Annotated in this window: 10 protein-coding genes; 8 read left to right on the forward strand and 2 right to left on the reverse strand. The window is 66.6% G+C overall.

The genetic code is table 11. The features are described from left to right. The 7 genes from AC5LUJ_RS04660 to AC5LUJ_RS04690 form a co-directional block, all read left to right on the forward strand. A partial coding sequence (locus tag AC5LUJ_RS04660; RefSeq protein ID WP_493464517.1) for a cytochrome P450 occupies nt 1-406 on the forward strand: 406 nt, incomplete at its 5' end. An 87-nt stretch (nt 407-493) separates the two neighbouring features. After that, on the forward strand, nt 494-2,575 hold the full coding sequence (locus AC5LUJ_RS04665; RefSeq protein ID WP_493464518.1) for an acetate--CoA ligase family protein: 2,082 nt from the start codon (nt 494-496) through the stop codon (nt 2,573-2,575). 81 nt (nt 2,576-2,656) lie between these two features. After that, nucleotides 2,657-3,850, forward strand: coding sequence for an amidohydrolase family protein (locus tag AC5LUJ_RS04670; protein ID WP_250286259.1), 1,194 nt, complete (start codon nt 2,657-2,659; stop codon nt 3,848-3,850). A gap of 17 nt (nt 3,851-3,867) precedes the next feature. Continuing rightward, entirely contained in the window at nt 3,868-4,665 is a 798-nt protein-coding gene (locus tag AC5LUJ_RS04675; protein ID WP_250286257.1) for an SDR family oxidoreductase, read from the forward strand. 26 nt (nt 4,666-4,691) lie between these two features. Next, complete coding sequence (locus AC5LUJ_RS04680) at nt 4,692-6,116, forward strand: aldehyde dehydrogenase family protein (protein ID WP_445548779.1); 1,425 nt, start codon at nt 4,692-4,694, stop codon at nt 6,114-6,116. A 27-nt stretch (nt 6,117-6,143) separates the two neighbouring features. Then, a complete protein-coding gene (locus AC5LUJ_RS04685; protein ID WP_131767400.1) occupies nt 6,144-7,310 on the forward strand; it encodes an acyl-CoA dehydrogenase family protein in 1,167 nt (388 codons plus the stop codon). A gap of 121 nt (nt 7,311-7,431) precedes the next feature. Continuing rightward, nucleotides 7,432-9,081: an AMP-binding protein gene (locus AC5LUJ_RS04690; RefSeq protein WP_250286263.1), complete on the forward strand. Its 1,650-nt coding sequence runs from the start codon at nt 7,432-7,434 to the stop codon at nt 9,079-9,081. A 47-nt stretch (nt 9,082-9,128) separates the two neighbouring features. Here AC5LUJ_RS04690 and AC5LUJ_RS04695 read toward each other — a convergent pair whose 3' ends face one another. Continuing rightward, the gene (locus AC5LUJ_RS04695; RefSeq protein WP_445548170.1) at nt 9,129-10,379 is read right to left on the reverse strand and encodes an NAD(P)/FAD-dependent oxidoreductase; all 1,251 of its coding nucleotides are present in this window, start codon (nt 10,377-10,379) and stop codon (nt 9,129-9,131) included. Next, complete coding sequence (locus AC5LUJ_RS04700) at nt 10,379-10,702, reverse strand: 2Fe-2S iron-sulfur cluster-binding protein (protein ID WP_250287347.1); 324 nt, start codon at nt 10,700-10,702, stop codon at nt 10,379-10,381. The genes AC5LUJ_RS04695 and AC5LUJ_RS04700 overlap by 1 nt, the downstream gene beginning before the upstream one ends. Before the next feature lie 234 nt (nt 10,703-10,936). Between AC5LUJ_RS04700 and AC5LUJ_RS04705 the strand changes: the two genes are divergently transcribed. Next, entirely contained in the window at nt 10,937-12,169 is a 1,233-nt protein-coding gene (locus tag AC5LUJ_RS04705) for a cytochrome P450 (protein ID WP_250287348.1), read from the forward strand. Nucleotides 12,170-12,194 lie beyond the last annotated feature (25 nt).

Here is a 12,194-nt window from a genome sequence, read left to right on the forward strand (position 1 = left end):
CCCGAGCGCCGTCGAGGAGCTGCTGCGCTACGAGTCGATCGTCCACATGAGCCGAACCGTGGTGAAGCCACACACGATCGGGGGAACCGAGTTGAAGCCCGGCGACCGTGTGGTCGTGCCACTGGCCTCGGCGCACCGTGACGAGGACATTTTCGTCGACGCCGGCGAGATCGTGCTCGACCGCAGGCCCGAGCGCAGCATGATCTTCGGTGCCGGCAGCCATCGCTGCCTGGGCAGTCACCTGGCCCGGCTCGAGATGGGCATCGCCTTCGAGGAGATTTTCTCGCGTATCCCGCGGTTCTCCCTGCCGCCGGAGGCCGAGTTGGTCGCCCACGGCGGCCAGACACGCAGCCTCGCGAACCTGCCGTTCCGTACCTGGCGCGCCGGCGACCCCACCACGGCCTGACCGCCCTCGAGAAAAGGCATGACAGCGACCATGTCGGTTGACCAAGCAGTTCCCACAACAACACGACGGAACACGCTGCGTCCTGACGTGGCCAGGACGTTCCTCGAACCTCGCTCCGTTGCCATCGTCGGTGTGTCGACCAGCTCGGCCCAGGCCTACAAGGCAGGTGGTCGCGCGGTGCTCGAGCACCTCAGGGTTTATGGCTACCAGGGTGACGTCACTGTGGTTCATCCCAGTGCGACCGAAGTCGACGACCGGCGCGCCGTCCCCTCGCTGCGTGACATCGGCCATGTACCCGATGTGGTCGTGGTTGCGGTGCCGGCCCGGCACGTCCTGGGTGTCCTGCAGGAGTGCGCCGACATCGGGGTAACGCAGACTCTCGTGTTGACAGCCGGCTTCGCGGACATGGGACCCGACGGCCTGGCCCTGGAACAGTCCCTCCTCGACTTCGCGAGCGAGCACGGCATCGCCATGGTCGGGCCGAACAGCACCGGTCTGGTCACCGTACGCAGCGGGCTGGCGATGAGCATGACGTCGGTGCTGACGGAGGGAGAGCCGATCGCCCCTGGCGGCCTCGCGGTGATCGCGCAGAGCGGTGCGATCGGCAGCACCGTTGTCGAGCGGGCCCGTCTGGCAGGCGTCGGCATCTCGCACATCGTGAGTACGGGCAACCAGCGGGACATGGACATCCCCGACTTCGTGGCCTTCTTCGCCGAGCACCCCGATGTCGACACCGTGGCCCTCTACGTCGAGTCCATCCGCGATGGCGTGCTGTTCTCCCAGGCTGTCGAGAGGCTCCACGCCGCCGGCAAGCGTCTCGTGGCCTATCTCGGCGGCCGTACGGACGCCGGTGAGCAGGCTGCGGCAAGCCACACCGGCAAGATCGCGGGCAGGGGCGCTCTCGAGCTCGGGCTCCTGCGCGCTCTCGGTGTCACCGTCGTCGATGACCCGGACGACCTGTGGGTCCTTGGCGCAGTCCGCACCACGACGACCAGCACACCTTTCCCCAGGCGCTGGGGCATGGTCGCCTACTCCGGGGGAATGGCCGTGCTTGCCACCGAGCAGCTGGCGTCGGCGGGTGTCGTGTTCCCGGCGCTCTCCCAGCAGACGCTCGGGAAGGTCAAGGAGCGATCTCCGCAGTTCGTCGCGGCGCACAACCCCCTCGACGTGGGGCCCGGATCGATGCCGCACGACTTCCGCAGCTACTTGTCTGCCGTGGCCGCGGATCCTGCCGTCGAGGCATTATGCGTCCCACTCCCGATGGGTGCACGGGGTTGGAACCAGCAGAGCGTCGACGACGTGCTCACGGTGATGGACGAAAGCGGTAAGCCCTTCGTCGTGCTGTGGTACGGCGGCTATGCGCTGCGTCCATACATCGAGCAATTGCGTGCGCGAGGCGTCCTGGTCGCCGAGAAGCCGTCCGACCTTGGAAGGCTTGTCCGCGCGTTGCTGGGACCCGAGCGTACGACCACAGGGGAGGCAGCCGTTGTCGACCACTGTGGCGCCGGATCCCCATCGGCGAAAGGCGGAGCTGCCGCACTGCAACGGTTGGCCGCGCATGGCGTCGACGTCGCCGCCATGCGCGTGCTCGGCGACGATCCTGCGGCTGTGGCCAAGGCCGCGGCAGAGCTCGGCTACCCGGTCGTGCTGAAGATCGGCGACGAGGACGTGGCGCACCGCACCGAACTCGGGCTCGTCACCGTCGGGCTCAGGAGCGAAGACGCCGTGGTGTCGGCGCTCGGCGTGATGCGGGAGCGAGCCGGCAGAGCAGGGGTTCCAGGTACTCGGCAGTGGCTGCTGCAGGCCATGGCCACCGGCGGCGTCGAGCTCGTCCTCACCGTCCGAAACGCCGGTCGTCTCGGCGTCTTCGGGAGTATCGGCCTCGGTGGGGCAGCCGTGGAAGTCCTGCGGGACGTCGAGTCCGTCCCCCTGCCCTGTGACGAGGAGACCCTCCGCCGTGCGCTGAGCCGCCTGCGCACGGCGGATCTGTTCTTCGGCTTCAGGGGGTCAGACCCCGTGGACCTGGGATGGGTGCATCACACGCTGCACCGGATGGCCGACCTCCTCCACACCGCGCGGCTGCGGGAGATCGAGGTCAACCCTGCCCTCGTCGATGGGGGCGGTGGAGTCGTTGTGGACGCCCTCTTCGTGCCTGACATCTCTGGTTGACGTTGTTCAAATTCAGTCTAGAATTAGAAATCGATGCGATGAGCGCGCGCAACGTGCGGTCATGATTCCTCGGAGAGTCACATGAGCGATGACGCCAGGGCGCCTGTCTTCGACTGCGACCAGCACTACTACGAGCCGCTCGACGCCTTCACGAGGCATCGGCCCAGGGAATGGGCCGAGCGAACGGTGCAACTGGCCGAGATCGACGGGCGTAAACGACTGATCGTCGGCGGCAGGGTCGACAAGACGGTGACGAACCCGACGTTCGACCCCATCGTCAAGCCCGGTGTCATGGCCGACTATTTCCGGGGCAACAAGGCTGGCAAGCCGCTGTCGGAGTACCTCGCGCAGCGCGAGCCGCTCCCGGCCTACTACCGCGACCGGGACGCCCGAATCCGCAAGCTGGACGAGCAGGAGATCCAGTGTGTCTGGATGCTGCCGTCCCTCGGCATGGGAATCGAGGAGAGCCTGCAGGAGGACGTGCCAGCGGCGGCCGTCGCGTTCAAGGCATTCAACCGCTTCCTTCTCGACGACTGGGGCTACAACTACCAGGACCGCATCTTCACCGCGCCCTACCTGGCCTTCGGAGACGTCGACGCCGCAGTGGGAGAGGTCGAGCACGGTCTCGACAACGGAGCGCGCATCTTCGTCGTCCGGCCGCAGGCCGTGTACACCGAAGACGGGTGGATCAGTCCCGGTAACGAGCGGTTCGACCCCATCTTCGCCCGCCTCGCCGAAGCGGGTGCCACGCTCATCCCGCATGTCGGCGAGGTCGGGGGCGTCGGCCTCGACAAGTACGTTGATCACCACGGCAACATCATTGGTGGGGTGGCCCCGCCGCTTGAAGTTGCGGTCGGTCACGACCGGGCGATCGGTAACTACCTGGGTGCCCTCGTCTGTGACAAGTTGTTCGAGCGCTTCCCCAGCCTCCGTGTGGCGTCCGTGGAGAACGGTGCAGAGTTTCTCTCTCTCCTGCTGGCGGGGCTCAACCGTGCGGGTTTCCAACAGCCTGGATATTTCTCCTCGGATCCAGTCGAGCAGTTCAAGCAGCATGTCTGGGTCGCGCCCTTCTGGGAGGACAACCTGCTCGAGGTCGTCAGGCATCTCGGACCCGACCATGTGCTTTTCGGATCCGACTACCCGCATCCCGAGGGCCTTGCCGAGCCGAGGCAGTACGAAAAGATCACCGCAGAGCTGAACGACCCGGTTGCCGAACGCAAGATCCTGTGGAGCAACACCGCGATGCTGACAGGTTTGTCTGTCGGCATCGGCTGAGCGGCCCTGATCCGATCATGGAGCTGAAGGGCAAAGTCGTCGTCGTCACGGGCAGCGCGCGGGGGATGGGCGCGGCCATGTGCCGCCGCTTCGCCACAGAGGGGGCGACCATCGTGGTGTCCGATATCGACCAACTGGGGACCATGAGGGTGGCCGACGAGCTCGGCTGCCTCGGCCACCCCTGCGACGTGCGGATGGAGGACCAGGTCATCGACCTGGTCGACGCCGCGACCCGCGAGCACGGGCGTGTCGATGTCTTCGTGTCCAACGCAGGTGTGCTGTGGGGAGAGCCCTGGGACGGCACCACGCCGCTGCAGGAGCGTGGCAATCCCTGGGCGTCCAACGCCGCCTGGCAGGAGGTCTGGGACGTCAACGTGATGCAGCAGGTTTATGCCGCGCGCGCGGTGCTGCCCCAGATGCTCGCGCGAGGTGAGGGCTACCTTGTCCAGAATGCGTCCGCGGGTGGTCTGCTGACCGCACTCGGCAACGCGCCGTATACGGCCGTAAAGCATGCGGCGGTGGGTCTTACGGAATGGCTCGCCATCCACTACGGGGACGCCGGTATCAAGGTGTCCTGCATCGTGGCGGAGGGGGTGCGGACAGACATGCTGCGCGGCGCCCAGGGCGAGTGGTTCGCTGTCGCGGGTGCCGTGACGCCAGAGGACGCCGCACAGTCGATCGTCGACGGGGTGCGTAAGGAGGAATTCCTGATCCTCACCCACCCGGACGTTTCGAGGTATTTCCAGGGCAAGGCTGCCGACCACGACGCCTGGCTTGTGAAGATGCGGCGTCTGCACGCCAGGACTCCGCGCTGACATGCTGCTGACACGGAGGAGTGCCCATGGTCGTCGTACGTGACGAGCTGTATGTCGCAGGTAGGTGGCGGCGACCACATGGGCAGGATGAACTCCTGGTTCATGGAGCGGCGAATGGGGCCGTGATCGGGATCATCCCCGATGCGGATGCTGTCGACGTCGACGACGCCGTCGAGGCGGCGAAGCAGGCGTTCCCGGCCTGGTCCACGACGCCATTACGCGAACGCCTGGAGCTGATCAGACGCCTGGAGGAGGCGCTGACCGCCCGTATCGACGAACTGGCTAGAACCATCACCACCGAGGTTGGTACTCCGGTGCGGGTGTCCCGGCTCCTGCAGGCAGAGGCGCCATGCCGATCTCTCGCGCACTACAGAGCATTGCTTCCGGAGCTCTCGCTCGAGGAGAAGATCGGCTCGTCGGTCGTCATCCGTGAGCCGCTCGGCGTCGTCGCGTGCATCACCGCGTGGAATTACCCCCTGCAGCAGGTGCTCGGCAAGGTGGGAGCTGCGCTGGCGACGGGATGCACGACGGTCGTGAAGCCGTCGGAGGTGGCTCCGCTCAGCGCCTTCATCGTGGCGGAGGCCGTCGACGAGGCGGGCTTCCCCGCGGGCGTCTTCAACCTGGTCACCGGTACTGCGGAGTCGGTGGGGGAACCGCTGGTCGTCCATTCGGACGTCGACATGGTCCACGTCACGGGCAGTACCCGGGCCGGCCGTCGGATCGGAGCGCTCGCGGCAGGGACGATAAAGCGGCTGGCCTTGGAGCTCGGCGGCAAGTCCGCCAACGTGATCCTCGACGACGCCGACCTTGCTCAGGCCGTGAAGGTCGGCGTTGCGAACTGCTTCACCAACAGCGGGCAGACCTGCACCGCGTGGACGCGCATGCTTGTGCCGCACGGGCGGCTTGCCGAGGTGGAGGAGCTGGTGAAGGCGCGGGTGGCCGGCTACCGGTTGGGCGACCCTCTCGACCCGGCGACGAACATGGGGCCGCTGGTCTCTCAGAGGCAGCAGGAGTCGGTCCGCGGCTTCATCCGCGGCGCCCTCGACGAAGGCGCCCGACTGGTCGCCGGGGGGCCGGAGCAGCCCGAGGAGACGTCCGTAGGCTACTTCGTCAAGCCCACGGTCTTCTCTGACGTCATGCCAGGGATGACCATTGCCCAGGAAGAGGTTTTCGGTCCCGTCCTGGCGATCATGCCATTCGATGATGACGATGACGCCATCCGGATCGCCAACTCCACCATCTACGGGCTCGCGGGCGGTGTGTGGTCGCAGGACACCGCTCGTGCAGCGCGGGTGGCGCGCCGCATCCGTGCCGGACAGGTCGACATCAACGGCTCGTTCTTCAACGCCCAGGCCCCGTTCGGGGGTTTCAAACAGTCGGGTGTCGGTCGGGAGCTGGGGATACACGGGCTGCTCGAGTTCTACGAGCTCAAGTCACTCCAGTACGCGTGACCGCCGAGGAAGAGGAGCAGGACCACAGTGGACTTCACCGAGGCTGAGGACCTCCGGCTGATCCGCGATGCGATTCGCAGCATCTGCAGCAAGTTCGACGACGAGTACTGGGCCGGGCGTGACGCGAAGCACGAGTTCCCCTGGGACTTCTACACCGCCCTCGCCGAGGGCGGCTGGATCGGCATCGCCATCCCGGAGGAGTACGGCGGAGGTGGGCGGGGGCTGCTGGAGGCGTCGGTGATCCTCGAGGAGGTAGCTGCCTCCGGGGCCGCGATGAACGGCTGCAGCGCGATCCATCTGTCCATCTTCGGGATGCACCCGATCGCCCTGCACGGCAGTGAGGAGCTCAAGCGGAAGTACCTTCCGCGGGTGGCGAGCGGTGACCTGCACGTTGCCTTCGGCGTGACCGAGCCGGACGCCGGTACCGAGACGCTCGCCATCCGGACGTCGGCCAGGCTCGAGGGGGACCATTACCGCGTACGCGGGCAGAAGGTCTGGACCTCCAAGGCGCTCGAGTCGGAGAAGGTGCTGCTGCTGGTCCGCACGACCCCGGTCGAGCAGGTGCGCACCCGCACGGAGGGACTGACCCTGCTCATGGCCGACCTTCAGAACCCGGCCGTGACGATCCGGCCCATCCCGAAGGCGGGTCGCAACGCTGTCGCCTCCTGCGAGACGGTCTACGACGACCTGCTCGTCCACGTGTCTGACAGGGTCGGAGAAGAGGGAGCGGGCTTCCGGTATCTGCTCGACGGCCTCAACGCCGAGCGCATCCTGATCGCCAGTGAGGCGCTCGGCATCGGGCGTGCCGCGCTGCGCCGGGCGGTCGGCTATGCGCGCGATCGTGTCGTCTACGGACGACCCATCGGGCAGAACCAGGGCATCGCGTTCCCGCTCGCCGAAGCGCACTCGCGGCTGCAGGCCGCAGAGTTGGTCACCCGTCGGGCCGGTTGGCTGCTCGATCAGCGCCTGCCGGCAGGCGCGGAGGCCAACATGGCGAAGTTCCTCGCCACGGATGCCGGCTTCCAGGCCGCCGACGTTGCCATGCAGGTGCACGGCGGTTTCGGATACGCCGAGGAGTACCACGTGGCCCGCTACTGGCGCGAGGCCAGACTGATGAAGATCGCACCCCTTCCGCAGGAGCTCGTGCTCGCCTACATCTCGCAGCACGTCCTCGGCCTGCCCAAGAGCTACTGAAGCACGGGTGTGCACCCCTTGACCTGATTCGAAATCAACATAGATTCAACCGGGGGTCGCCTGCCATGCCGAGAGTGGCGTCCCGTCGGACACTGAGAGCCGAGGAGCAGACGTGACCACCATGACCGAAGCGCTGCCTGAGCAGCCCGCGCCGCTGACGGCAGAGCATGGCTCCGGCTACAAGGTTTTAGGCGACTGGCTGCGGGACGAAGCTGCGCGCGACCCCGACCGGGACTTCGTGCAGTGCGCGAGCCCCTGGATGACGCTCGGGGAACTCGACCGGCTCTCGGACACTGTGGCGGCTGCCCTTCAGGGCCTTGGCGTCGGTAAAGGTGACCGCGTGGCGATCAACCTTCCCAACCGCATCGAGTACATCGTTCTCATCTACGCGATCGCCAAGACCGGAGCGATCCAGGTCCCGCTGAACACCTACCTGCGTGGCGACTTCCTGCGGCACCAGCTCGCACAGACCACACCGCGCGTCTACATCGGCGATGCCGCCGCTCTGCAGATGCTCGAGCCCGTGCTGCCTGAGCTCGACGGCATCGAACACCTGGTGGTCGTCGGGGAAGCCCCTGAGACGACGTCGCTGCCCGACCTCACGCCGTTCGCGTCGCTTGAGGGCTCGCCTCGGCCCCTCGAACCGGTGGCCCTCTCGTCCGCGGATGTGTGTGCCGTCATCTACACGTCGGGGACCACGGGTCCGTCGAAGGGCTGCACGATTACGCACGGGTACTACTGCAACCTCGTCAACGTCTTTATCGATTTCGGCTGGTACGCCGAGGGCGATGTTGTCTTCGGTGCGAACCCCCTGTTCCACTTCAGCGGCCAGACCTGGCTCGTGGCCGCCGCCCTGGCCGTCAGGGGATCCGCCATCGTCGAGCCGTCCTTCAGCGCGTCCGGCTACATGTCCCGCATCCGCGAGACGGGTGCGACGACGGCGATGGGCATGGGCGCCATGGGAATGGCGATCATGACTACACCGCCGAGCCCGGAGGACAAGCAGCACAAGCTGCGCCACATCACCTTCATGCCGTCGACCCCTGCACTCGTCGAGCAGTTCGCGGAGCGCTTCGGTATCGAGCCCTTCGCTGAGGTCTTCGGGCAGTCCGAGTGCTGGCCAGCGCTGCTGGGCGACCCTCGTGGCATGCGCAAGCCTGGCAGCATGGGCAAGCTGACGCCCGGCCTGCAGGTCAAGATCGTCGATGAGGGTGACGTCGAGGTGCCCCCGGGAGAGCCCGGTGAGATCGTGGTCCGCGCGGAGGAGCCTTATCGTCTGTTCTCCGGTTACTGGCGCAATGACGCGGCCACCGTCGAGACTTTCCGTAACCTCTGGCACCACACCGGAGACAGCGGCCGCGTCGACGAGGACGGGTACTTCTGGTTCGTCGACCGCAAGAAGGATTCGCTGCGGCGCCGCGGGGAGAACGTGTCCTCGCTCGAGCTCGAAGCAGCGTTGATGAAGCACCCTGCCTTCTCGGCGGTCGCAGTCCACGCGGTGCCGTCAGAGCTGTCCGAGGACGACATCAAGGTGTGCATCGTTCTCAAGCCGGATGAGTCGGTCGAGCCCGAGGAGCTCTTCGACTTCTTCAGGACCACACTGCCGTACTACGCGGTCCCCCGTTACGTGGAGTTCCTCGACGCTCTGCCGGCAAACGTCAACGGCCGCGTGCAGAAGTTCAAGCTTCGCGAGCGCGGCATCACGGCGGAGACGATCGACTTCGAGGCGCTGGGTCTGGTCATCGCGAGGAGCGAACGTCGGGCTACGTGAGTGTCCATCCTGACTCCGCCGGCCGCCCCCTGACCTGCAGTTGCAGGTCAGGGGGCGGCCGGCGTTGAGCCGGCGGTGGACGCGCGCTTGATGTCGAAGTCGTCCCGTCGCACGTCCTGTGGGGAGAGCGACGTCGATCCGCTGAGCAGCCGCCGAGCCGCCATGTGGTCAGCTGGGCGGTTCACCGACTCGACGCCCAGCAGGCGCCCCTGCGAGAAGCAGTACACCGAGAAGCGCTCGCTGCTGACGTCTCCTCTTACGGCTACTTCCGTATGGCCCGTGGTGAGCCCGGCGATCTGCAGCTTGATGTCGGCCTGGTCGCTCCAGAACCACGGGACGGAGCTGAAGGGTTCAGGGCGGCCGGTCAACGTGGCTGCCAGGCGCCGTCCCTGCGCAGTCGCGTTCTGGACGGACTCGAGCCGCACACGCGTTCCACCTGCGAACGGATTCGGGGCACAGACGCAGTCCCCGACCGCGTAGACGTGCGGCGCCGAGGTGCGCAACAGCTCGTCGACCACGATACCGTTGTCCACCTCGAGGCCAGCCTGCTCGGCGAGCTCCACGTTGGGGCTTGCACCCACGCCCACCAGCACGAGGTCAGCAGGGAGACGGCGGCCGTCCGTCGTGTCGACAGCGGCCACGCGGCCGGCCACACCGACGATCCGGCTGACCGTGGTCGTCAGCTCGACATCGAGACCGCGTGCCCGGTGAGCCTGCAGAAGGAACGCAGCAGTGTGGCTCGACAGGACACGGCCCATGAGCTGGTCGGCGACCTCGACGACCGTCGCGTTCTTCCCCAGCTGCACTGCGGTCGCTGCGACCTCCATGCCGATGAAGCCGCCTCCGACGACCACCACGCGCGCAGCCTGTTCCAGGCGAACTTTCACCTCGTCGGCTTCATCCAGGGTGCGCAGGGACAACACACCCTCGAGGCCGGCACCCTCCAGCCGGAGCAGCCGGTTCCTCGCGCCGGTCGCAAGCACAAGATCGTCGTATTCCAAGGCTTCGCCGTCCTGAAGCAGGACCCTGCGACCGTCGGTATCCAGATGCTTGGCGCGTGTGCTGGTACGCACCTCGATGCCCTGCTCCCCGAACCACGACTCCGGCCGCAGCCACAGGGCGTCACGCGAGGTCTTGCCGGTCAGGTGGCCCTTGGACAGCGGAGGTCGCTGGTAGGGCAGGTGAGCCTCTGCACCAACGAGGACGATGCGGCCTGTGAAGCCCTCCTCGCGCAGTGACGACGCAACCTGACAGCCGGCCTGGCCGGCACCGACCACTATGACCGTCGAAGAGCCCATCAGTACTGGGTCTCCGGGCATCGGACCACGATGCCGTCCAGCTCGGGACCCAGAGGCAGCTGGCACGAGAGCCGGCTGCCCGTTTCACGCGGGGCGGCGGTGAAGTCGAGCATCTCCTGCTCGTCGTTGCTGATGGGCGGCAGGTGGTCGAGGTGCTCCTCAGCCACGTAGACGTGGCAGGTCGCGCAGGCGAGCGTCCCCCCGCACTCGGCGACGATCTCCGTGACGCCGTGTGCGACAGCCGCCTGCATGATGCTGGTGCCGTCACCTACATCGACGGCGATGTCGTCACCGTTGGGGCGTAGGAAGGTCACCTTTGGCACTGGATCGTCTCCTCATCGCGTGGACGTGGCGACGTAGCGTCGCTCGATAGATTCTAAATATGATTCGGTACCTTGTCCATGGTGTTGAACAAGCTGGCGAACCTGGCGCAGAATCTTGACGAAATTAGAATGTGATGTACGATACACGTGCTCAGGTGGAGGTCAGAGCGGTCGCAAGCGGCTCGGCGACCGCAAACGGACCCTGCCATGCCGGCCACTCACAGGAGGATGACCATGACGAGTTCCACCGGGGCCACGCAGAACGAGCCTCAGGAAGTCGTCCACTTCACGCCGTTGGACCCGACCCTGGCGGACGACTTCTGGCCGAGGATGAACGACCTGCGCAACCGCTGCCCGGTCGTGTGGAGCGACCAGCCCTGGAGCGATAAAGTCGCCGGATTCTGGGTGGTCAGCGACTATGCCGACGTCATGGCGGCCGGCGTGAACTGGAAGGCCTTCAGCAACGCTCAGGGTGCGGCCCCCGTGCAGTTCGACCTCGACATCCTGCGCATGATCCCGCTGGAGACCGACCCCCCACTGCACCGCGGCATCCGACGTCTGCTCAACCCGTTCTTCACGGCGGAGGCCCAGCAGGCCGGCGAGGCGGGCATCCAGGAGAAGGTCGACACGCTGCTCGGCCGCTGCGTCGCCAAGGGCGAGGTCGACTTCATCTCGGAGTTCACGCAGGTGCTGCCTCCTATCGTGTTCTTCGGGACCTACCTCGAGCAGCAGGAATCGGAGATCGGCTGGGTGCTCGAGGTGCTCAACACCCTCCTGACTCAGCCTGAGAAGGCGCTGGAGGTTGCTCCTCGCCTGCTCACGTGGGGCGCCGAGTTGCTCGTCAAGCGCCGTGAGCAGGGTCGGCGTGACGACCTTGCCGGTGTCATCGCGCACATGGGGCTGGAGGGGAGCGACGACGGTCTGGAGCTGGACGAGAAGCAGCGCATCGAGACGCTGAACCTCATGATCATGGCCGGCATGGAGACGACGATGGGCGCTCTGGGCAGCATCGCGGTGCGTCTCGCGACCGACCAGGCTCTGCGCGCCGAGCTCGCGACCGCTGACGACAAGCGCCTCGGTCGCGTTGTCGACGAGTTCCTCCGTTTCGAATCACCCGTTCCGACAGCGGGCCGAACGCTCACCGAGGACGCCGAGATGAGCGGCTGCCCCATGCGCGGCGGTGACCGCGTCCTCCTCAACTGGGCTGCAGCCAACCGCGACCCCGCGCAGTTCAAGGACCCGGACACCCTCGATTTCGAGCGCCAGAACGTCTCTTCGCACGTGGCCTTCGGCGCCGGCATTCACCGGTGCCTCGGCAACCACCTTGCGCGCCGAGAGATCAAGGCCAGTATCAAGGCGATCTGTCAGCTGACGACCTTCGAGGTGTCCCAGGCCGGCTTCACGCCCTCGTACCGCCCGGCCTTCGCGCGCGGACCCATTAGTCTGCCCGTCCGCCTGGTTCGCTAGATCTTTCCGTGCGTCCGTGCGTCCG

This window comes from Protofrankia sp. CiP1_Cm_nod3, from assembly GCF_982290655.1.

Bases quoted from the DNA above. Each gene is read 5' to 3' on its own strand.
- AC5LUJ_RS04670 (WP_250286259.1), top strand. From the start codon at position 2,657: ATGAGCGATGACGCCAGGGCGCCTGTCTTCGACTGCGACCAGCACTAC.
- AC5LUJ_RS04690 (WP_250286263.1), top strand. From the start codon at position 7,432: ATGACCGAAGCGCTGCCTGAGCAGCCCGCGCCGCTGACGGCAGAGCAT.
- AC5LUJ_RS04695 (WP_445548170.1), bottom strand. From the start codon at position 10,379: ATGGGCTCTTCGACGGTCATAGTGGTCGGTGCCGGCCAGGCCGGCTGT.
- AC5LUJ_RS04705 (WP_250287348.1), top strand. From the start codon at position 10,937: ATGACGAGTTCCACCGGGGCCACGCAGAACGAGCCTCAGGAAGTCGTC.
- AC5LUJ_RS04680 (WP_445548779.1), top strand. From the start codon at position 4,692: ATGGTCGTCGTACGTGACGAGCTGTATGTCGCAGGTAGGTGGCGGCGA.
- AC5LUJ_RS04675 (WP_250286257.1), top strand. From the start codon at position 3,868: ATGGAGCTGAAGGGCAAAGTCGTCGTCGTCACGGGCAGCGCGCGGGGG.